The organism is Duganella alba (assembly GCF_009674495.1).
Taxonomy (GTDB): Bacteria; Pseudomonadota; Gammaproteobacteria; order Burkholderiales; family Burkholderiaceae_D; genus Rugamonas; species Rugamonas alba.
On sequence record NZ_WKJN01000017.1, the window covers coordinates 66,252 to 87,794 of the forward strand.

The window sequence follows — 21,543 nt, forward strand, 5'->3', positions numbered from 1 at the left end:
AAAAGGTAATGAAACGAGGTGCGGTGATGCGGTTGCTCTTGATAGAAGACGATCCGATGATCGGCGAAAGCATGGAAGAAGTGCTGCGCAAGGAAAATTATGCGGTCGACTGGGTGCGCGACGGCGACAACGGCCTGCTGGCGCTGCGCCAGAACGTCTACGACCTGCTGTTGCTGGACCTGGGCCTGCCGAAGAAACAGGGCATGCAGGTGCTGCGCCAGTACCGCGCCCATGGCGGCGGCGTGCCGGTGCTGATCGTTACCGCGCGCGACGCCACCGCCTCGCGCGTCGAAGGGCTGGATGCCGGCGCCGACGACTACCTGGTCAAGCCGTTCGACGTCGACGAGCTGCTGGCGCGTATCCGCGCGCTGCTGCGGCGCGGCAAGGCGCCGAACCAGGCGGTGGTGAGTCATCGCGGCCTGCAGGTCGACATGGCCGGCCACATCGCCAGCTTCAACGGCGTGCCGCTGCATCTGCCGGCGCGTGAATTCGCCGTGCTGCGCGCCTTGCTCGACGCGCCCGGCAGCGTGGTGTCCAAGAGTCAGCTGGAAGAACGCATCTACGGCTGGGGCGAGGAAATCGAGAGCAACACCATCGACGTCTACATCCACCATCTGCGCAAGAAGCTGGGCACCGGCTTTATCCAGAATATCCGTGGCGTCGGCTACAAGCTGGCCGCCGCATGAAAACCATCCGCACCCGCCTGCTGCTGGGACTGATGACCGGCGCGTTGGGATGCACGCTGGCGGCCGTCATGCTGCTGTACATGCTGGCCGACCACGAGGCCGACGAACAGTCGGACCAGCGCCTGCGCCAGCTGGCGTGGTCGCTGCCGCTGCAATCGCCGGTGCCGTGGCGGCTGCCGCACGAGAGCGATCCCGACGACCAGTTCGACGTGCAGGCCTGGAATGCCGCCCAGCAGCCGGTGCACCGCTCGCTGCGGGCGCCGGCGCTGTCCTTGCCGCAGCAGCAGGGCTATGTGACGGTGAGCTACAAGGGCGAGCGCTGGCGCGTGTATTCCGACATGGTGGCCGGCTATTATGTGCAGGTGTCGCAGCCGATCGCCATCCGCCAGCGGGTGGCGATGCACATGGCGCTGCGCATCGTGCCGCCGCTGCTGTTGCTGTTGCCGGCGATGGCCATCCTGATCTGGATCGTGGTCGGCCGCGCGCTGAAGCCGTTGCAGCGACTGACCCACGCTGTGCGCGGCCGCACGCCGACCGCGCTGCAACCGCTGGACTCCGACGGCCTGCCGCCGGAACTGCTGCCGATCGTGGCGGCGTTGAACGGCCTGTTGCGCAAGGTGGATGAAGCCATCAGCGCGCAGCGCAACTTTGTCGCCGATGCGGCGCATGAACTGCGCTCGCCGCTGACAGCGCTCAAGCTGCAACTGCAGCTGGCCGAGCGGGCCGAGGACGACAACCACCGCCAGAACGCCTTCCGCAAGCTGCACGAGCGACTCGACCGTTCCACCCACCTGGTGCAGCAGCTGATGACGCTGGCGCGCCAGGAGCAAGGCGCCTCGCCGCCGGTGTGTGTCGACTGCGACCTGCTGAAGGTCGCCCGTCAGGTGGTGGCCGACCACGCCATCTACGCCGACAGCCGGCGCATCGACCTCGGCGTCAGCGCCGATGCGCAGAGCAGCCGCGTCAGCGCGCATCCCGAAGGGCTGGCCGTCATGTTGAGCAACCTGGTCGACAACGCACTGCGCTACACGCCGCCGGGCGGGCGCGTGGACGTGACGGCCGGGCAGGAAAGCGGCCGGCCCTACCTGCGCGTGCGCGACAACGGCCCCGGCGTGCCGGAGGCCGACCGTGCGCGCGTGTTCGACCGTTTCTATCGCCCCGACGGCAACGAGGTCTGGGGCTGCGGGCTTGGGCTGTCCATCGTCAAGAGCGTGGCCGACGCCCATCAGGCCACGCTGTTGCTGGAAAGCGGCGGCGACGGCCGCGGCCTGGTGGTGACCGTTTTCTTTCCATCTAATTAGAGGAGTACCGATGCAAGAGCTGCTGGCCACCTTCATGGCCTGGTTTATTCACCTGGACACGCACCTGCTGGAACTGATCGGCACGCATGGCGACTGGGTGTACCTGATCCTGTTCCTGGTGATCTTTATCGAAACCGGCGTCATCGTCATGCCCTTCCTGCCGGGCGACTCGCTGCTGTTCATCGCCGGCGCGCTGGCCGCCAAGGGCTGGCTCGATCCATGGCTGTTGTTTGGCTTGCTGTTCTGCGCGGCCGTCAGCGGCGACGCGCTGAACTTCACCATCGGCGCCTGGTTCAAGCGGCGCGCGCTCGACACCAGCCGGATTCCGCTGGTGAAGCCGGAACATATAGAACACACGCACCGGTTCTTCGTCCGCCACGGCGGCAAGACCATCATCCTGGCGCGCTTCGTGCCGATCGTGCGCACGCTGGCGCCGTTCGTGGCGGCCCTGGGCGCCATGCCGGCGCGGGTGTTCTTCACTTATAACGTGGCCGGCGGCTTGCTGTGGACCGGCAGCCTGCTGCTGGCCGGGTATCTGTTTGGCGGCATTCCGTGGGTCAGCAACAACCTGACGGCGGTGGTGCTGGGCATCGTGCTGTTGTCGGTGATGCCGGCACTGGTCGGATGGCTGGGACAAAGAGCAAAGCAATAGCGTAGACTGGCGGAATGCTGGTTTCCGCATAGAGGATTTCTATTCAGGAGTAAGGCATGAGAAACACATTCACTTTCATCGTTGCAGCCACCGCACTGCTGGCCGGCTGCGCCACCGAATATCACCCGCGCAATAGCGAGGGCGGCTACAGCGAGGCGGCGATCGAGCCGGGCGTGTGGCGCGTCAAGGTCGACGCCACACCGTATACGATGCCGCAGCAGGTTCAGGACTACTCCCTGTTGCGCAGCGCAGAGCTGACGCTGCAACAGGGCTACAGCCATTTCACGCTGTCGGCGCCGCCCGGTCCCGAGGTGGTGGTGCGCATGTTCAGGCAGCGTCCAACCGACGCCGCGCAATACGAGGCGCGCGCCGTGTGCGACAGGCTCGGAACCCTGTACGAAGTGCAATGCAAGTAGCGAATTTGCTACGCCAACGCACTATTTGAAAATATTTTTGCGAAATTCTCTTCCAGCAAAAGTTTTATCTCGTTGCGGAAAAGCATGGATATTTTCTTTGGGCAATAATACGTCCATACGCTGACTCACCGCTAAAAAGCCAACGAGAAAGCCGAAAAGCAGCAGAGCAGCACCTGTATTGGCCGGGCCACATGACAGCCCGGTCTTCCGCCTCCCCGGCGGGCAGAACAACTCCCAAGCAGCGAGTTGAGCTACAAAAAATCCCTTAAAAATTTTTGTATATCTCAATCTTAGGAGTTAGCCATGAACACCACCCGCCGCGCACCACGTATCGCCGTCATCGCCTTCGCAACCGCTTCGCTGATCGCCAGCCTGTCCAGCGCCGCTGTGTACAGCAACGGCAGCAAAACCGCCAACTTCGACGTGACGCTGAAGATCATCGCTGACTGCATCATCTCCGCCAACGCGCTGGACTTCGGTCAGTCGCAAGGCGTGCTGGCCACCAACGTCACGGTCAACAGCACCCTGAGCGTCACCTGCACCAACACCACGCCGTACAACGTCGGCCTGAACGCCGGCACCGGCGTCGGCTCCACCACGGCGGCGCGCGTGATGAGCGGCACCGGCGCCAACACCAGCACCGTGGCCTACAACCTGCTGCAATCGTCGGGTGGTTCCAACTGGGGCAACACGCAAGGCACCGACACCAAATCGGGCGTCGGCAGCGGCGTCGCTCAGACCCTGACCGTGTATGGCGTGGTGCCGGCGCAAATGACGCCGCAACCAGACACCTACAAATCGACCATCACCGCTACCGTGTACTTCTGATTGTTCTTCCCAGACTTTCACATGAGGAGCAATCATGGATATGCGATTTCAATGGCTGTCGCCGGCCATTCCTGAAGAAGAACATTCACAGGTTGAGCGGCTGGTGAGCGAGGCCTTGCAGGTAGCGGATTTTCTGGAGAACGAGCGCCGCAGCATCCTGGTGCGCTTTATTCCTGATAGCCCCGTCTGCTCGTCGCTGGTCGCCACGATCGAAGAGGAGCGCACTGGCAAGTTGCTAGGTGTGGTGGAAACGCCACGCAATGATGCGCTGATCAAACTGACGTCGGCGGCGGAAGCCACCGCTAGCGATCTGCCTTGAGGGCGGCGCCTGCCGCCAGCAGTGAAGCGCGCCGTGGTTCGTCCGCCGGCGTGGCGATGGTCAGCAGTTGCTGGTAATACGTCTGTGCCGCGCGCGGATCGCCGGAGCGGCTTGCCGCCAGCGCCGCGTCGTACACCGACCAGTAGCGGTTCGGATGCCGGACCAGCGTCGCCTTGAATTGCACCAGCGCCTGCGCCGGCTGCGCCATGTCCAGCAACAACTCGCCCAGCATCTCGCGCGCCGGCACGAACGGTCCCGGCGTGATCGAAGCGAGTTCCGTCACATCCTCCATTTCCGCAGCGCGGGTAAAGGTGGCAAGCGCGCCGGCGTTGTCGCCGTTGCTGCGCGCCAGTTGCGCCGACACCTCCAGTCGCTGAATCTCCGCCTGATCCGACCAGTAGCCGTCCTTGGCGCCGCGCAGCCGCTCGCGGATGCCGGCCAGCGCATCGATGGACTCCTGCGCGACCGCCGTATCGCCCCGATGCGCCGCACCGAGGCCGCGCGTGAAAATGGTGATCGCGTCGGCGTAGGGGAAGGGACTGGCGCGCGGCGTCAGCGCCATGGCCGCTGTCCAGTCGCGGCGCTCCAGGCAATAGCGCGCCGGTATCGCGGCATTGGCGAAAAACGCCGCCGATGCCGGCGCCGCGCCATTCGCATTGGCCGGATCGAAACGCCTGAACATTTCCGCCGACGCCAGCACCAGTTTTCTTGCCGCCTCGTCCTGCGCGGTTTGCAGATAGGCATAGACCATGTAGTCGCTGGCATGCAGCTCGTCCGCCGGCTGGCCCGCTTTGCGCGCCGCTTCCGCCGAACCCATGTTGGTGGCGATCGACGCCTTCCAGTCGCCCATGCGGGTGAAGGTATGCGACGGCATGTGCAGCGCATGCGGCGTGGCCGGCGCGATGGCGCCATAGCGGCGGGCGGCTTCCGCTGCGCGCGCGGCCAGCTCCGGTTCGTCGTAGGCATGGATGATGTAGTGCGCCAGACCGGGATGATCGGGATACTGGACGAACAGCGCTTCCAGCATGGCGCCGGCCTTGAGCTGTTTCACAAAGTGCTTGTCGGCCGGATCGGCCGCCGCCGCCAGCGCCAGTGCGTAGAAGATACGCGCCTCGATGTCGTCCGGATAGTCGGCGCTGACCTTGGCCATCGCTTTCTCATACGCGTCGAGACGGGACGACTGCGCGATGCGCGCACTGTCGGTGTAGAGCTGCGCCACCGCATCCAGATACGCCCGCTCGCGCGCTGTGGCCGGCGCCTTGGCCCGGCCAGCCTCCACCGCCCGCAATCCCTGCGCCAGCTGCGCCGGCGACTTGAAATTGGCGAACGGATTGCTCCAGCTGCTCAGGGAAATGCCCCAGTAGGCGATGGTGCAATTTGGATCCTTGGCGAGGATGGCGCGAAAGCCGTCAATCGCCGGACCGAACTGGAACGAGTGCATCAGCGCCACCGCCCGGTTGAATTCGGGCTGCACCGACGGCATGCAGGAGGTATCGAAGCGTACCGTGCCAAGCGCTGGCATGGCGTCGTGGTGCTCGTGCTGCGCCCAGGTACAGGGAGCGGCCAGCATGAAGAGAACGCCCGCAGCGGCGGCGGTGAGTCGCATGGATCTCTCCTGTAGGTGGGGAGTACCTCTTCAGTGTAAACCTGATTGCGGCAGTGCGCTAGCGTACCTCGAACACCTGCAAACCTGCCTGCGCCGCCTGCGGACCCCTGGTGTGGACCACGTACAGCCGGTGCAGCGACGGCACATACTGCGCGGTTTTGCCGCCCAGCGTATCGATATGCTGTTCGATGACGTAGTGGTCGGGCGTGGTGGCGGCGATCACATCCAGCCCGCCGGCGCCGGCGATGTACAGGCGCTGGTTTGCAGCGTCGACGATGATTTCGTCCGAGGTCTCGACGATGTCCATGGTTTGCACCACCTTGCCGTCGGCGGCATCCAGCACGAACAGCTTGCCCGGCTTGCGCGAGCCGACGAACAGCCGGTTGCTGCGCGGATCGAAGGCCAGCGCCGAGTTGCGGCTGGGGCCGGGCACCTGCCAGATGCCGGCCAGCTTGCCGCTGGCTAAATCGATGATGCCGATTTCATTGCGATCGCGGAAGTTGACGAACAGGCGGTCGGTGGCCGGATCGATGGCCATGGCCTTGACCTGCCTGGCCGGCACGGCGATGCGCCCGAGCAGCGCGTGATCCGCCAGCGCGATGCGGCTGATGTAGGCGTGATCTTCGCTGGTCTTGCCGCCATTGCCGAGGTAGAAAATCCCGCGCTTCTCATCGACGATGCCGGAATCCGGCTGGGCTTCGACAGCGATGCTGTGGGTGACCTTGAAGCTGGTCGCGTCGGCAATCTTCAGGCTGGCCGCGCCGGCGTCGGCGATCCACAGTTCGTCGCCGCCATGGGCCAGCAGCAGCTTGTGCGGCGAGCGCGCCAGTGTGCGGTCGCTGCGCAGATGGCGGCCATCCGGCAGGCTGAATACCTCGATGGAACCATATTCCTCGGTAGGGACGTACAGCAGTCCGCGTTCGAGGTCGACATCGAAGTGATCGAAGTCGCCGCCGCTGACGTGGGGCAGCGGCGTGGTCGTCAACAAGCGCAGCGGATCGGCCGCCATGGCCGAGGTTGCCAGCAACAGGCCCGCCACCAGGGCGCTCAGTTTCAACAGGGGTTTCATCTTATTCCAATCAAGACAAGAAACCTCCCATCATGCGCCGCCGGACGCTAACGCGATCTCTCTTCCAGATTAAAAAAAGTTCATGTGAAAACGTGCCGCGGCTGTTAATTCAGCCTTAATCTTCGGCCCGATTTAATGAGCGGCATCAATGTCTTACAGCAAGGAATGGAAGTGATGGATCGTTATACCAGCATGCTTAAACTCGTGCGCTTACTGGACGCCGGCCACACGCTGGAACAGCTGCTCGACAGCGCCGGCGCGGAGCAGGACAGTGGCCATTTGCTGATGCGCATGGCGCAGCTGTTCCAGATTTTCGGCCAGCAGGCGGAGTCCGCCGAGCTGCAAGTGCAGGCGCTGCAGCAGCGTCAGCACTACCACCTGGCGGCCGATATCCAGCCGCCGGCCCTGCGCGTGCTGGTGTTCCTGGCCGGCGGCTTCATGCTCGACAACACGCCGGTGGGCTTCCTGCTCGACGGCAGCGATATCGCGTGCGATCTGCTGTACGTGACGCAACACACGCCGCTGCCTGCCGAGTTGCCGCCGCACGATGTGGTGTTTGTCGCCGCCGGCCACTTCGAACGCCACGGACCGCTGTTCGCGCGCATGGCGCCGTTGCTGGCGCAGGCCAGCGGCCCGGTGCTCAACCAGCCGCGCTCCGACTTCGGCTTCGAGCGCGATGCGCTCAACGCCTTGCTGCGCAATATTCCCGGAGTGGTTGTGCCGCGCACCTATGCGGTCAGCCGGGATGAGCTTGAATGGATGGCCTTGAACGCGGCGGAGTCGTTCCCGCTGATCGTGCGGCCGCTGCGCTCGCAGGCCGGCAAGGGACTGGCGCGCCTTGAATGCGCGCGCGACATCGAAGACTACCTTGCGGTGCAGAACGAGGCGGAGTTCTACCTCGCGCCGTATATCGACTACCGCAGCGCCGACGGGCTGTACCGTAAATGCCGGCTGGTGCTGATGGGCGGCAAGGCCTACGTCTGCCACTACGCCATCTCGCAACACTGGGTGGTGCATTACCAGTCGGCCGGCATGGAGCAAGCCGCCGAACGGCGCGACGAAGAGGCGCGCTTCATGGCGGATTTCGACCAGGGCTTCGGACTCCGCCATGCGGCCGCGCTGGAGGAAATCGGCCGCCGCATCGGACTGGATTACGTGGTGATCGATTGCGGCGAAACGCCGGCCGGACAACTGCTGTTCTTCGAAGCCGACAATGTCAGTTTCGTGCATGCGGTTGATTCGGTGGACATGTATCCCTACAAACACGTGCAGATGACCAGGGTCTTTGCCGCCTTCCGCGCCATGCTGAAGGGAGCCGCGCATGGATGAGCTGTTGCGCGCCGCCGTGCCCTTCGCGCCGCTGATCGGCATGGCGCCGCCAATGCGCCTGGCCATGCAGGGCCGCGATCTGGGGCCGCTGGCCGCCACTCTGCTGCGGCGCGTGCGCGATCATCCCGACGACGCCAACGGTCTGCTGGACGCATCCATCGTGCTGCAACTGCTGGGACAGCCCGACGCGGCGATGCTGCTGCAACAGCGCGCGCTCGGCCTGCAAACCAGCTACGCGCTGCCGGCCTCCGCGCCGGAAATGGTCGTGCTGGTCATCATGGGACCGGGCGAACTGATGTGGAATACGCCGGTGGAACTGCTGCTTGAAGACGCCGGCGTGTCGCTCGAACTGCTGTACCTGACGGCCGACCATCCATGGCCGGAAACCGTGCCGCTGCATGATGCGATGCTGGTCGCCATGGCGGAATCCGACGCCAACCGCGCCTTGTTGCAGCGGCTGGCCGAGGCGGTGCCGGACTGGCCGCGTCCCGTCATCAACACCCCTGAACGCATCGCCGCGCTGTCGCGCGACAGCGTCAGCACGCTGCTGGCCGGAGCCGACGGCGTCGCCATGCCGCCCACCTGGCGCAGCGCGCGCGGCGCGGTGCGGGACGAGGGCTACCCTTGCATCATCCGTCCAACCGACTCCCACGCCGGGCGCGACCTGGCGCTGCTCACGCATGGCGGCGAGCTGCGCCAGTACCTCGCCGAGGTGGATGCCGCCGAATTCTACCTGTCGCCGTTCGTCGACTACCGCAGCGAAGATGGGTTGTACCGCAAATACCGTATCGCCCTGATTGACGGCCAGCCGTTCATCAGCCACCTGGGCATTTCCTCGCACTGGATGATCCACTACCTGAACGCCGGCATGGAGCACAGCGCCGCCAAGCGCGCCGAAGAAGCCGACCGCATGCACGATTTCGACTCCGGCTTCGCGCTGCGGCATGCAGCGGCAATCCGGCAGATCCACCAGCGCGCCGGACTGGACTACCTGACCATCGATTGCGCGGAGACTGCCGACGGGCAACTGCTGGTGTTCGAGATCGGCACCGCGATGGCGGTGCATGCCATGGATGACGAGCAACTGTTCCCGTACAAGCAGCCGGCCATGCGCAAGCTGTTTGCCGCCTTCCGCCGGATGCTCGATAGCCGGAGACGTTAATACGGTTTTAATGATCCGTGCTTTGTAATGTCGACAACGACCAACAAGCACGGAGCGCCGCATGCCCATTCATCCCCGATCCTTCAACAAGGTGCCGCAAGTCACCCTGACGTTCTGGCTCATCAAGATCCTGTCGACCACGGTGGGCGAGACCGGCGCCGATTACCTTGCCGTCAATGCCGGCCTGGGCGCCGCCTACACCGGCACGCTGATGGGCGGGCTGCTGATCGCGGCGCTGCTGTACCAGTTGCGCCAGGCCCGCTATGTTCCCTGGGTGTACTGGCTGACGGTCGTGCTGCTCAGTGTGGTGGGCACGCAGATCACCGATGCCCTGACGGACGGCCTGGGCGTCAGCCTGTATGCCAGCACGGCGGCGTTCAGCATCCTGCTGGCCCTGGTGTTCGCCCTGTGGTACAGGCGCGAACGGACGCTGGACATCCGCAGCATCGTCACGCTGCGCCGGGAACTGTTTTACTGGGCCGCCATCCTGCTGACCTTCGCGCTGGGCACGGCGGCGGGCGATCTGGCCACCGAGGCGCTGGGGCTGGGCTTCCGGGTCGGCGTGGTGGTGTTCGGCGGCCTGATTGCGGCGATCTATGTGGCCCGCCGGCTTGGCGCCGACGCGGTGCTGACGTTCTGGCTGGCCTACATCCTGACCCGGCCGCTCGGTGCGTCGCTGGGCGATCTGCTGTCGCAGTCGCAGGAATACGGCGGCATCGGCTGGGGAACCATCCACACCAGCGCCGTGTTCCTTGTGGTGATCGCAGGCCTGGTCACCATGGTCAGTGTTCAGCAACTTAACTCGAAGGAAAAATCATGAAAATTGCACGTATTCTCGCCGCCGCGCTGGTGGTATTGGCTTTCATCTCCTGCGCCGCCCATGCGGCCGCGTTCACCCGTTTGGGTGACCTCAGCCGGTTCCAGATCATTGCGCGCGATACCTCGACGCTGGTGGACAAGGGCGACCTGGCTGGCGCCAAGGCGCGCATCAAGGATCTGGAAACCAGCTGGGACCAGGCGGAGTCGGGCCTGAAACCGCGCGCGGCGGCCAGCTGGCATGTGGTCGATAAGGCCATCGACAATGCCTTGCCGGCGCTGCGGGCGAGCAAGCCGGACCCGGTGCAGTGCAAGCGTGCGATGGCCGACCTGCTGGAAGCGATGGACCGGAATGACCAATAGACCATCGGATCTGGAGGCGCCGCCGCGCGTTGCCAGGTACACCGGCGCGATTCTGCTGTTCGTGGTCCTGCTGGCGGCGCTGATGTTGTTCGGCATGCTGGCGGAGGATGTGGCGGAAGGCGAGCATATCTTTTTTGATGAACCGGTGCTGCACTGGCTGCGCGGACTGTCGAACGGTCCGCTGGACCTCGCCATGAAAGCGGTCACCTGGCTCGGTTCCGTCTGGACCGTGGTGCCGCTGCTGGCGTTGGCGCTGTGGTGGCTGCGGCGCGAGCGCTACGCATCGCTGTATCTGCTGTTGGCGAATGCCGGCGCGGCCTTGCTGAACGTGGCGGCCAAACACGGCTTTGCACGCATTCGTCCTACTTACTGGGAGCCGATGGTGCATGAAACCAGCTACAGCTTCCCCAGCGGGCACGCGATGGAGACCATGGCGCTGGTGGCGTCTCTGTGGCTGGTGCGGCGCCATGGCGTGCATCGCGGCTTTCTGGTGCTGGGCGTCGTCTATGTTGTCCTGGTGGGGGTGTCGCGCATGTACCTGGGCGTGCATTATCCCTCCGATGTGCTGGCCGGCTGGTGCGCGGCGTTCTGCTGGTGCCAGGGGCTGGCGATGGCGATGCGGCAGATGCATCGCTGACTTGCTCAGTGAACGCTAAGTGTGCGCCGTCAAGCTTGTCTCCAGCGCAGATTCGCGCTTACCTTATTGGAGGCTGTCATGCTGAACAAACGTCAAATGTATCTCGCCGCGCTCGCGGCTGCGCTGATCGGCGCCGGTGGTTTTGCCTTTGCGGAGAAATCCGACATGAAGGAAAACGACGCCGTTGCCGTGACCAAAGCCCAGACTTCGCTGGTCCAGGCCGTCACCGCCGCCGAACAGAGCGCCGGCGGCAAGGCCGCGCGCGCCGAATTCGAAGTGGACAAGAAAGGGCCGCACTATGAAGTCGAAGTCGTCAACGGCGCCAAGGTGTTCGACGTCCGCATCGACGCCGCCAGCGGCAAGGTGTTGTCGTCGGTGGAGGACAAGGTCGACAGCGGCGACAAGGAAGACAAGGACGACTAAGCGTCATGCGCGTTCTGCTGGTTGAAGACGATCCGATGATAGGTTCAGCCATGCATGCGGCGCTGAAGGAGGCCGGTTGCGCCGCCGACTGGGTGCGCAATGGCAGGACGGCGCTCGACACGCTGTCCTGCCAGCGCTACGACGCGGTGCTGCTGGATCTGGGCCTGCCGGAGCGCGACGGCGTCGCCGTGCTGCGCAGCCTGCGCGCCGGCGGCAACCAGGTGCCGGTGCTGATCATGACAGCGCGCGATAGCCTGGAAGACCGCATCGCCGGTCTTGATGCGGGCGCCGACGATTATGTACTCAAGCCGTTCCAGATGGCCGAATTGCTGGCGCGCATGCGGGCCGTGCTGCGGCGCCACGCCGGCGCCGGTTCGCCGATTCTCGGCAATGGCGTGCTGGCGCTGGACCCGGTTACGCGCGAGGCGTCGGCGCCGGGCGTGGCGCCGGTGCAACTGACCCAGCGCGAGTTCGCGCTGTTGCAGGCGTTGTTGCTGCGGCCGGGAGCGATCCTGTCGCGCAGCGATCTGGAAGAGCGCATTTACGGCTGGGGCGAGGAGGTGGAGAGCAACGCTGTGGAATTCCTGATCCACGCGCTGCGCAAGAAGCTTGGCGGCAGCATGATCAAAAACGTGCGGGGTGTGGGATGGATGGTTTCCAGGAGCGCCTGAGATTATCCCTGCAATGGCGCCTGTCATGGTGGTTGGCGGTTGCCATGCTGCTGGTGGCGGCGCTGGCCGCCGCCGTGTCATATCTGTCCGCGCTGGACGAAGCCAATGAAATGCAGGATCAGACGTTGCGCCAGGTCGGCGCACTGTATGGCGCAGATCGTTTGCCGGTCGCCGGCGCCATCCAGTTTGTCGGTGACGACGAAGCGCCGGTCATGATACTTGGCCTGCGTCGCACGGCAACGGCCGGGCTGGCGGCGCTGCCGGACGGCATGCACCATGCCAGCATGAACGGCGTCGCCTGCCGGGTGCTGCTGCGCACCGTGTCGCCCGGCCTGCGCCTGGCGGTAGGGCAGGCGATCGCGTTCCGCGACGAGATCGCCAACCACAGCGCATTGCGCACGCTGCTGCCGCTGTTGTTGCTTGTGCCGTTGTTGCCGCTGCTGGTCGTGCTGCTGGTACGCCGGCTGTTTGTGCCGGTGGCGGCGCTGGCGCGCGAGGCGGACCAGCGCGGCGAGCGCGAACTGCAGGCGCTGGCGCCGGACTTCCTGCCGCTTGAACTGCGGCCGTTCGTGGTCGCCATCAACCGCCTGCTGGCGCGCGTGGAGAAGTCCATGCAGCAGCAACGCCGTTTCGTGGCGGATGCCGCGCATGAACTCCGTTCTCCGCTGACCGCGCTGTCGCTGCAGGCCGAGGCTCTCGCCGCGACCGCGCTGCCGGCGGCGGCAACCGAGCGCGTCGAGGCGCTCCACCTCGGCATCGAACGCAGCCGCGTGCTGCTGGACCAGATGCTGGCCCTGGCGCGGGCGCAAACGGTGTTGCCGCGTGCCTCCGCAGCGGTGCCGGTACTGGACACCTTCCGGCGCGTACTGGAGGATCTGATGCCGCTGGCGGAAGCGCGCCAGATCGACATCGGCGTCGAAACGGCCGGCGATCCGCGTGTTGCCGGCGACCCGGTTGACCTGCTGATGCTGGTCAAGAACCTGGCCGACAACGCCATCCGCTACAGTCCAGTCGGCGGCAAGGTCGATCTGTGCACGCATGCGGATGGCGGCCAGGTCATCATCGAAGTCTGCGACCGGGGACCGGGCATCGCGCCGGAGCAGCGCGAACGGGTGTTCGATCCATTCTTCCGCGTGCTCGGCAGCGAGCAGTCCGGCTCCGGGCTCGGCTTGTCCATCGTGGCGGAAATCGCCCGCCGCATGGGCGCGACGGTGCTGCTGGACTGGACCGACGCCGCGCAGCAGCAAGGGCTGCGCGTGTCGGTGCGATTTCAGGACTGAGGCTGCCAGCCGCCGCCCAGCGCGCGGTAGAGGTCCACCAGGCTGGTCAGCTGATTCAGGCGGGCCGTCAACAGCGACTGCTGCGCGGTGTACAGCGCGGTCTGCGCCGACAGCACGTTCTGGTAGCTGTCCACGCCATTTTTGTACAACATGTTTTCCAGTTCCAGGCGGCGCTGCTGGTCTGTCGTTTCCCGCTGCTGCGCCGCCAGTTGCGCGGTATAGGTACCGCGTGCGGCGAGGCCATCCGCCACTTCGCGGAACGCCGTCTGCACCGCTTTCTGGTACTGCGCCACGCCGATGTCGCGGCTGACCACGGCCACATCGAGATTGGCCTGATTGGCGCCGGCGTTGAAGATCGGCATGGTCAGCGCCGGCAACAGGGTCCAGGCGCCGGTGCCGGCCGCGAACAGCCCACCCAGCGATGCGCTCTGGCTGCCTGCCGTCGCGGTCAGCGACAGGTTGGGGAAGAAGGCGGCACGCGCGGCGCCGATGTCGGCGTGTTCGGCGCGCAACTGCGCCTCGGCTTGCAGGATGTCCGGCCGACGCAGCAGCAGGTCGGACGGCAGCCCGGCCGGCATGTCGGCCATGATGAGGTTGTCGTCCAGGCGGCCCGGTGGCGGCAGGTCGGCCGGCAGCGCCTGGCCCACCAGCAGCACCAGCGCGTTTTCCGCCTGGGCGCGCAGGCGCAGCTGGACCTGATAGTTGGCGTCCGCCTGGTCGACCGTCGTGCGCGCCAGGCGCAGGTCCAGTTCGGAGACAGTGCCGGTGTCGTATTGCAGCTTGACCAGTTGATATGAAGCTTCGGCGGCGGTGCGTGTGTCCAGCGTCAGCTTGAGCTGGGCGTCGTCCGCCAGTGTGGTCAGGTACTGGTCGGCGATTTGCGAGATCAGCAGGATTTCCGCCGCCTGCCGCGCGTGGCCGCTGGCCAGGTATTGCTGGAAGGCCGAGTCGGACTGGCTGCGCAGGCGGCCGAACAGATCGAGTTCCCAGGCCGCCGTCAAACCGGCGGAGTAGCTGCGGCTGGTCGATGCCGGCTTGCCGCCGATGCCGTCGGGCGTGTGGGCGGCATCCATGCCGGCCTGGGCGCCGATCTGCGGCGCCAGCGCCGAGCGGGCGATGCGGTACTGCGCCTGCACCCGCTCGACATTCAGCATGGCGACGCGCAGGTCGCGGTTGTTATGCAGTCCCAGCTCGACCAGACGTTGCAGGCGGGCGTCGGTCAGCACCTGGCGCCAGTCGGTGGCGGCGGCGGTCGGCTTTTCCGCCGGCGCGCCCTGCGCGGCCGGATAGAGCGCCGGCACGGCGCTGTCGGGCTGCTGGTAGACCGGTTGCAGCGAGCAGCCGCTGGCCAGCGCCACCAGCAGCGCGCCCACGGTGAGAGTCAAAGTTTTCATGGTCGTGTTCCTATGCGGGTTGTTCGGCGCTGGCCTTGCGGCTGCCGAGCTTGTCCATGACGACGATGAAGAACATCGGAATCATGAAGGTGGCGAAGAAGGTGGCGGCCAGCGTACCGCCGATGACGCCGGTGCCGATCGAGTTCTGGCTGGCCGAGCCGGCGCCATTCGACAGCGCCAGCGGCAGCACGCCGAGCAGGAAGGCCATCGAGGTCATGACGATAGGGCGCAAGCGCATCTGCGCCGACTCCACCGCCGCTTCCAGCGCCGAGCGGCCCTGCTGCTGCAATTCGCGGGCGAACTCGACAATCAGGATCGCGTTCTTGGCCGACAGCCCGATGGTGGTCAGCAGGCCGACCTGGAAGTAGACGTCGTTGGTCAGCCCCGCCAGCGAGGTGGCGGCCAGCGCGCCCAGCACACCGATCGGGATCACCATGATGACCGAAATCGGGATCGACCAGCTTTCGTACAGCGCCGCCAGGCTCAGGAACACCACCAGGATCGACAGGCCGTACAGCAATGGCGCCTGCGAGCTGGCCTGTTTCTGTTGCAGCGAGCTGCCGGTCCATTCATAGCCGATACCGGAAGGCAGCTTGGCGACCAGTTGTTCCATCGCCTGCATGGCCTGGCCGGTGCTGTAGCCGGGCGCCGGCTGGCCCTGGATTTCCATCGACTCGACGCCGTTGTAGCGTTGCAGCTGCGGCGGGCCGTAGGTCCAGCCGGCGCTGCCGAAGGCGCTGAACGGCACCATGCCGCCGCTGCTGTTGCGCACGTAGAGCTGGTCCAGGTCCTGCGGATTCATGCGGAACGGCGCGTCGGCCTGCACGTAGACTTTCTTGATGCGGTTGTCCGTATCGAGGAAGTTGTTGACGTACTTGGCGCCCCAGGCGATCGAGAACGCCTGGTCGATGTCGGCCGGGGCGACGCCCAGCACGGCGGCCTTTTCGCGGTCGATGTTCACCTTGAAGGTTGGATTCTCGGTCTGGCCTTTCAGGTGCACTTGCGCCAATGCCGGATCCTTGGCCGCCATGGCCAGCAACTGGTCGCGCGCCTTGGCCAACGGGTCGTGGCCGAGGCCGGCGCGGTCCTGCAGCTCGAAGTCGAAGCCGGAAGCGCTGCCCAGGCCACGGATCGGCGGTGGGCTGATGGTGGTGATGACGGCTTCCTTGTCATGCGCGAAATGGCGGGTGATGCGGTCGCTCAATGCGGCGGCGCTCTGGTTGGCGGCGGTGCGCTGCGACCAGTCTTTCAGGCGCAGGAACAGCTGGCCCTGGTTCTGACCACGGCCGGCGTCGTTGTAGCCGTTGACCATGAAGGTCGCTTCCACCACCGATTTTTCCTGGGTGCGCAGGTACTGGTCGACACGGTCCAGGATGGCCCCGGTGCGCGCCTGCGTGGCGCCGACCGGCGCCTGCACCTGGACGAAGATGAAGCCCTGGTCCTCGTTCGGCAGGAAGGAGGTCGGCAGTTTCATGAACATCACCAGCACCGCGGCGATGACGACGCCGTAGATGATCATCCAGCGGCCCGAGCGGGCGGCGACGGCGCGCACCCCGTGCACGTACTTGTCGCGGCCACGGTCGAAGGTGCGGTTGAACCAGCCGAAGAAGCCTTTCTGCTTGGCGTGATCCTCGTTGGCGGGCTTGAGCAGCGTGGCGCACAGCGCCGGTGTCAGCGACAGCGCCACGAACACCGACAGCAGCATCGAGATCACGATGGTCAGCGAGAACTGGCGGTAGATACCGCCAACGGTGCCGCTGGAGAAGGCCACCGGCACGAACACCGCGCACAATACCAGCGCCACGCCGATCAGCGCGCTGCTGATCTGGCCCATGGCCTTGCGCGTGGCTTCCAGCGGGCCGAGGCCATCCTCATGCATCACGCGTTCGACGTTTTCCACCACCACGATGGCGTCATCGACCAGCAGGCCGATGGCCAGCACCATGCCGAACATCGACAGCGTGTTGATGGTGAAGCCGCAGGCCGACATCACACCGAAGGTGCCCAGCAACACGACCGGCACCGTGATCGACGGGATCAGCGTGGCGCGCAGGTTTTGCAGGAACAAATACATGACCAGGAACACCAGGGCGATGCCTTCGATCAGGGTCTTGACCACTTCCTCGATGGAAATCTTGACGAAGGGCGTGACGTCATTCGGGTACACGACTTTCAGGCCGTGCGGGAAGTAGGGCGCCAGCTGGTCGAGCTGGGCGCGGATGGCGTTGGCCGTTTGCAGCGCGTTGCCGCCGGGCGCGAGCTGGATGCCGATGCCGCTGGCCGGGCCGCCGTTGTACTTGTTGTCGACGTTGTAGTTTTCCGGACCGAGGTTGATGCGGGCAACGTCACGCAGGCGCACCTGCGCGCCGCCGGTCTGCACCTTGAGCAGGATGTTGCCGAAGTCGGCCGGCGTGCGCAGCAGCGTCGATTCGGTGATGGTGGCGTTGATCTGCTGGTTGGGCACCGCCGGCGCCGCGCCCAGCTGGCCGCCGGAGATCTGCACGTTTTGCGCGGTCAATGCGGCGGTGACGTCCTGCGGCGACAGCGAGTAGCTGTTGAGCTTGGCGAGGTCGAGCCAGACCCGCATCGCATACTGGGTGCCGAACACGTTCATGTTGCCGACGCCGTTGATGCGGCTGAGCGGCCCCTGGACGTTGGACACCACGTAGTTGGCGATGTCGAACTTGTTCATGCTGTTGTCGGTCGAGACGAAGCCGACCACCATCAGGAAGGAGTTGGTGGACTTGGTGACCTGCACGCCGCTCTGCTGCACCGGCGCCGGCAGCAGCGGCGTTGCCAGCTGCAGCTTGTTCTGCACCTGCACCTGGGCGATGTTGGGATCGGTGCCGGTGGCGAAGGTCAGCGAGGTGGTGGAGACGCCGGTGTCGTCGGTGGTGGAGGACATGTAGAGCAGGTTGTCGATGCCGCTCATCTGCTGCTCGATCACCTGGACCACGGTGTCCTGCATGGTGACGGCGGAGGCGCCGGGATAGGTGGCGCTGATCTGCACGGTGGGCGGCGCCACCGGCGGGAACTGCTCGATCGGCAGGCTGGTCAGCGCAAGCACGCCGGCAAGCATGATGAGCAGTGCCAGCACGATGGCGAACACCGGACGTCGGATAAAGAATTGGGCCATGATGTCGCTCCTTAGCGCGCGCCGGCGGCGCTGGTGGCGGCCGCAGCCGATGCCGGAGCCGCTGCGGCCGACGCTGACGCAGCCGTGGCGCGCACCTGCATGCCCGGCTTCACCTGCTGCAGGCCGTCAACGATGACCTGCTCGCCGTCTCTCAGGCCGCCGGTCACCACCCAGTTGGCGCCGGATACGGTATCGGCCTGCAGCGTGCGCTGCGCCACCTTGCCGGCGGCATCGACCACCAGCGCGGTGGCCTGCCCCTGCGGGTTATGGCTGACGGCGGGGCCGGGCACCAGGAAGGCGTTGGCGGCCGTGCCCTGCACCAGGCTGGCATGCACAAACATGCCCGGCAACAGCACGTGCTGCGGATTCGGGAACACCGCGCGCACCGTCACCGAACCGGTGGCCTGATCGACGGTGATGCCGCTGAATTGCAGCTTGCCTTGCAGCGGATACACGCTGCCGTCTTCCAGCTTGAGCGACACCGCCGGCTGGACATTGTTGTCAGCCCGTAGCTGGCCGCTGGCGATGGCCTGGCGCAGCTGCAATCCGGCGGCGCTCGACTGCGTGACATCGACGTAAATCGGATCGATCTGCTGCACGGTAGTCATCAGCGTGGCCGCGCTGGCCTGCACATAAGCGCCTTGCGTCACCTGCGACACACTGCTGCGGCCGGCGATCGGCGAGACTACCCTGGTGTAGCCCAGGTTGATGTGCGCGGTGGTCACGCTGGCCTGCGCCGCTGCCAGATCGGCGGCGGCCTGGCCTTGCGCGGCCACGGCATTGTCATACGCCTGCTTGCTGATGGCGTTGCCGCCGACCAGCGCCTTGTAGCGTTCGGCCTGGGCATTGGCGGCCACCAGATTGGCGGCGGCTTTCTGCTGCGCGGCCTGGGCGTTGGCCAGCGCGGCGCGGTAGGGCGCGTCGTCGATGGTGTACAGCAGCTGACCGGCGCGCACATCGGCGCCTTCGGTGTAGGCGCGCTGCTGGACCACGCCATCGACGCGGGCGCGCACTTGCGCCACCAGGTAGGCCGAGGTGCGGCCCGGCAGTTCTATGCTGACCTGAACGCTGGAAGGATGAACGGTAACCACGCCCACTGCCGGCGCTGGCGCGGTGGCCGGCGCGGCGGCCGGTTTGCTGCAACCGGCCAGCGTGGCCAGCAGTCCGGCCATGACGGCGCCGGAGATGAAGTGTTTTTGTTGAGCTCGCATGTCGATATCCCATAGATGTCGGCTGGCCGGTGACGGGTTGCCGCCAGCCTCCAGGGCATTCTGCCGGAGGGGCGGTTAACACCGTATCTAGGGAATATGAACAATCGTTAAGGTAGCGTGCTCAGGCGCAGGCTGATGTGGCAGCCCTGGTCGCTGTCGAGGATGGCCACCTGCATGCCGTGCAGGCGCGCCACCGCATCCACCAGGCTCAAGCCGAGGCCGTTGCCCGGCAGGTGGCGGCTGCTCTCGGCGCGGTGGAAGCGCAGGAACACCGCTTCGCGCTCGGCGGCTGGGATGCCGGGACCGGTGTCGCGGATATCGAACTGCATCGCTCCCTGCCATTCGGCCAGGGTGACGGTGATGCGGCCGCCTTCCGGCGTGAACTTGATGGCGTTATCGATAAGGTTGCCGATGGCCTCGAACAGCAGGCTGGCGTCGCCGCGCAGCGGCAGGCGCAGCCCCGGCGGGCGTTCATAGACCAGCTGGACCTGCTTGTCATCGGCGCTCGGTTCGTAGAACTCCACCGCATCGTCGGCGATGGCGGCCAGGTCGATGGCGCTGAAACCGGCACGGCGCGCGCCGTCCTGTACTTCGGAGATGCGCAGCATGGCGTTGAAGGTGGTCAGCAGCGACAGCGTCTCCGTAATGGCGGCGTCAACCGCATCGCGGTAGTCGTCGGCGCTGACGGCGCGGCGCTGGGCACGCTCCAGGCCGGCCAGCAGGCGCGCCAGCGGCGTGCGCAGGTCGTGCGCGATGCCGTCGCAGGCGCCCTTGATTTCGTGCATCAGGCGTTCGATATCGTCCAGCATGCCGTTGACCACGTTGACCAGCCGGTCCAGGTCGTCGCTGGCGGCGCCGGGCGCGCGTTGCGGCAGGCGCTGGCTCAGGTCGCCCTGGACGATGGCCTGGATGGCGGTGGTGATGGCGTCCAGCCGGTGCACGGCGCGGCGCCCGATCAGCACCGCGCCGGCCAGACCCAGCAGCAGGGCCAGCAGCGCCGCCGAGGCCAGCGCTCGTTGCAGCACTTCGTTGAACTCGTGTACCTCGTTCAGGTCCTGCGACAGCACCAGCAACTGGCCGTCGGCCAGCGGATAGGCGGCCACGCGCAGCGAGCGTGTCCTGTCGTTCTCGATCATCGACAGCGTGTACGGCTGTTCCAGCTGCGTCGGATGCGGACCGGGGAAGGCGCCGGCCAGGCGGATGCCGTCCGGGCTGTACAGGCCGAAGGGCCGCTGGTTGTCCGGGTCCAGCCGGGCATGGTAGGCGACGCGTGCGACCAGGTCGGCCGGCGCGCTGCGCAGGATGGCGTTGCGTTCGCGCGGCAGCCAGTCGTCGATGCGGCTCAGGGCGTAGCTGGAAATCTGCTGGTACAGGAAAGCGAACAGCAGCGCGGCGATCAGGCTGTACAGGCCGAGGAACAGCAGTGCGATGCGGAAGCTCGACGCCCGCCGCAGGTCGTGCAGGCTCCAGCGGTTATTCGGCGGCACGGAAGACATAGCCCGAACCGCGCACGGTGTGGATCAGCGGCGCGGTGCCGTCCGGATCGATTTTCTTGCGCAGCCGGCTGATGTGCACGTCGATGACGTTGCTGCGCTCGTCGCTGCGGTAGTCCCACACGGCCTCGAACACCATGGTGCGGGTCAGCACCTGGCCCTGGTTGCGGAAGAAGTATTCCAGCAGGCGGAATTCGCGCGGTTGCAGGTCGACCGGCTGGCCGCCCAGGCGCACGGTGTGCGTCAGCAGGTCCATGTCCAGCCGGCCCAACTGGAAGCCGGTGACGGCGGCTGGCGGGCCGTCGCGGCGGCGCAGCAGCGCGTCCAGGCGGGCGGTCAGTTCGATGAAGTCGAACGGTTTGGACAGGTAATCGTCGCCGCCGGCGCGCAGGCCGCGCACCCGTTCATCCACCGCCGACAAGGCGCTGAGGATCAGCACCGGCGTGGCGACACCGGCGGTGCGCAGAGTGGACAGCACCGCCAGGCCATCCAGGCCGCCGGGCATCATGCGGTCCAGCACGATGACGTCATAGGTTTCGCCGGCCGCGCGCAGCAGGCCCTGGCGGCCGTTGTCGGCCAGTTCGACCTGATGGCCGTAGTCCGACAGCGCCGCCTGCAACTCCTGCGCGGTTTGTGCGTCATCCTCAATCACCAATACCTTTGCCATGCCGGCCGCCTCCGCAACTGCGCCTTAGTGCGCTACTATATTGCCTATTATGCCCCACAGTCGGCTACGCGCAGTTCTCGCCAA

General features: G+C 65.9%; 21 protein-coding genes. 14 read left to right on the plus strand and 7 right to left on the minus strand.

What is annotated here, in order from left to right; genetic code table 11:
• The first annotated feature begins 26 nt into the window (after positions 1-26).
• The 6 genes from GJ695_RS17490 (at position 27) to GJ695_RS17515 (ending at position 4,202) form a co-directional block, all read left to right on the plus strand.
• On the plus strand, positions 27-686 hold the full coding sequence (locus GJ695_RS17490) for a response regulator transcription factor (RefSeq protein ID WP_154355756.1): 660 nt from the start codon (positions 27-29) through the stop codon (positions 684-686).
• The gene (locus GJ695_RS17495; RefSeq protein ID WP_154366929.1) at positions 683-1,987 is read left to right on the plus strand and encodes an ATP-binding protein; all 1,305 of its coding nucleotides are present in this window, start codon (positions 683-685) and stop codon (positions 1,985-1,987) included. The genes GJ695_RS17490 and GJ695_RS17495 overlap by 4 nt, the downstream gene beginning before the upstream one ends.
• A 10-nt stretch (positions 1,988-1,997) precedes the next feature.
• The gene (locus GJ695_RS17500) at positions 1,998-2,639 is read left to right on the plus strand and encodes a VTT domain-containing protein (RefSeq protein ID WP_208023344.1); all 642 of its coding nucleotides are present in this window, start codon (positions 1,998-2,000) and stop codon (positions 2,637-2,639) included.
• 56 nt (positions 2,640-2,695) lie between these two features.
• Positions 2,696-3,055 carry a CC0125/CC1285 family lipoprotein gene (locus tag GJ695_RS17505; protein WP_154366931.1) on the plus strand — a complete coding sequence of 120 codons (360 nt, stop codon included), beginning with the start codon at positions 2,696-2,698 and terminating at the stop codon, positions 3,053-3,055.
• A 303-nt stretch (positions 3,056-3,358) separates the two neighbouring features.
• Entirely contained in the window at positions 3,359-3,883 is a 525-nt protein-coding gene (locus GJ695_RS17510; protein WP_154366933.1) for a Csu type fimbrial protein, read from the plus strand.
• A 34-nt stretch (positions 3,884-3,917) separates the two neighbouring features.
• Positions 3,918-4,202 (plus strand): hypothetical protein, encoded by a 285-nt coding sequence (locus tag GJ695_RS17515; RefSeq protein WP_154366935.1) that lies wholly within the window; start codon positions 3,918-3,920, stop codon positions 4,200-4,202.
• Here the strand turns inward: GJ695_RS17515 and GJ695_RS17520 are convergent.
• The gene (locus GJ695_RS17520) at positions 4,186-5,808 is read right to left on the minus strand and encodes a tetratricopeptide repeat protein (RefSeq protein ID WP_154366936.1); all 1,623 of its coding nucleotides are present in this window, start codon (positions 5,806-5,808) and stop codon (positions 4,186-4,188) included. The two genes, GJ695_RS17515 and GJ695_RS17520, sit on opposite strands and share 17 nt — an antisense overlap.
• Before the next feature lie 58 nt (positions 5,809-5,866).
• Entirely contained in the window at positions 5,867-6,877 is a 1,011-nt protein-coding gene (locus GJ695_RS17525) for a YncE family protein (RefSeq protein ID WP_154366938.1), read from the minus strand.
• Between the two features lie 174 nt (positions 6,878-7,051).
• Here GJ695_RS17525 and GJ695_RS17530 point away from each other — a divergent pair, with 174 nt between their 5' ends.
• The 8 genes from GJ695_RS17530 (at position 7,052) to GJ695_RS17565 (ending at position 13,558) form a co-directional block, all read left to right on the plus strand.
• The gene (locus tag GJ695_RS17530) at positions 7,052-8,206 is read left to right on the plus strand and encodes an ATP-grasp domain-containing protein (RefSeq protein WP_154366940.1); all 1,155 of its coding nucleotides are present in this window, start codon (positions 7,052-7,054) and stop codon (positions 8,204-8,206) included.
• Entirely contained in the window at positions 8,199-9,368 is a 1,170-nt protein-coding gene (locus GJ695_RS17535; protein WP_154366942.1) for an ATP-grasp domain-containing protein, read from the plus strand. The genes GJ695_RS17530 and GJ695_RS17535 overlap by 8 nt, the downstream gene beginning before the upstream one ends.
• Positions 9,369-9,429: 61 nt before the next feature.
• Complete coding sequence (locus tag GJ695_RS17540) at positions 9,430-10,188, plus strand: COG4705 family protein (protein ID WP_154366944.1); 759 nt, start codon at positions 9,430-9,432, stop codon at positions 10,186-10,188.
• On the plus strand, positions 10,185-10,547 hold the full coding sequence (locus GJ695_RS17545) for a histidine kinase (RefSeq protein WP_154366946.1): 363 nt from the start codon (positions 10,185-10,187) through the stop codon (positions 10,545-10,547). The genes GJ695_RS17540 and GJ695_RS17545 overlap by 4 nt, the downstream gene beginning before the upstream one ends.
• On the plus strand, positions 10,537-11,184 hold the full coding sequence (locus tag GJ695_RS17550) for a phosphatase PAP2 family protein (protein WP_166454994.1): 648 nt from the start codon (positions 10,537-10,539) through the stop codon (positions 11,182-11,184). Before GJ695_RS17545 ends, GJ695_RS17550 begins: the two co-directional genes overlap by 11 nt.
• 78 nt (positions 11,185-11,262) lie before the next feature.
• The gene (locus GJ695_RS17555) at positions 11,263-11,607 is read left to right on the plus strand and encodes a PepSY domain-containing protein (protein ID WP_229260278.1); all 345 of its coding nucleotides are present in this window, start codon (positions 11,263-11,265) and stop codon (positions 11,605-11,607) included.
• A gap of 5 nt (positions 11,608-11,612) precedes the next feature.
• Entirely contained in the window at positions 11,613-12,278 is a 666-nt protein-coding gene (locus GJ695_RS17560; RefSeq protein WP_154366957.1) for a response regulator transcription factor, read from the plus strand.
• A complete protein-coding gene (locus GJ695_RS17565; RefSeq protein ID WP_154366959.1) occupies positions 12,254-13,558 on the plus strand; it encodes a sensor histidine kinase in 1,305 nt (434 codons plus the stop codon). Before GJ695_RS17560 ends, GJ695_RS17565 begins: the two co-directional genes overlap by 25 nt.
• Here GJ695_RS17565 and GJ695_RS17570 read toward each other — a convergent pair.
• From GJ695_RS17570 to GJ695_RS17590, 5 genes are all read right to left on the minus strand, one after another.
• Positions 13,549-14,952, minus strand: coding sequence for an efflux transporter outer membrane subunit (locus GJ695_RS17570; protein WP_154366960.1), 1,404 nt, complete (start codon positions 14,950-14,952; stop codon positions 13,549-13,551). The genes GJ695_RS17565 and GJ695_RS17570 overlap by 10 nt on opposite strands.
• Positions 14,953-14,962: 10 nt before the next feature.
• The gene (locus tag GJ695_RS17575) at positions 14,963-18,088 is read right to left on the minus strand and encodes an efflux RND transporter permease subunit (RefSeq protein WP_154366962.1); all 3,126 of its coding nucleotides are present in this window, start codon (positions 18,086-18,088) and stop codon (positions 14,963-14,965) included.
• Between the two features lie 11 nt (positions 18,089-18,099).
• Positions 18,100-19,299 carry an efflux RND transporter periplasmic adaptor subunit gene (locus GJ695_RS17580; protein ID WP_154366964.1) on the minus strand — a complete coding sequence of 400 codons (1,200 nt, stop codon included), beginning with the start codon at positions 19,297-19,299 and terminating at the stop codon, positions 18,100-18,102.
• Positions 19,300-19,406: 107 nt separating this feature from the next.
• Positions 19,407-20,795 (minus strand): sensor histidine kinase, encoded by a 1,389-nt coding sequence (locus GJ695_RS17585; RefSeq protein WP_154366966.1) that lies wholly within the window; start codon positions 20,793-20,795, stop codon positions 19,407-19,409.
• On the minus strand, positions 20,773-21,459 hold the full coding sequence (locus tag GJ695_RS17590; RefSeq protein WP_154366968.1) for a response regulator transcription factor: 687 nt from the start codon (positions 21,457-21,459) through the stop codon (positions 20,773-20,775). Before GJ695_RS17590 ends, GJ695_RS17585 begins: the two co-directional genes overlap by 23 nt.
• Between the last annotated feature and the right edge of the window lie 84 nt (positions 21,460-21,543).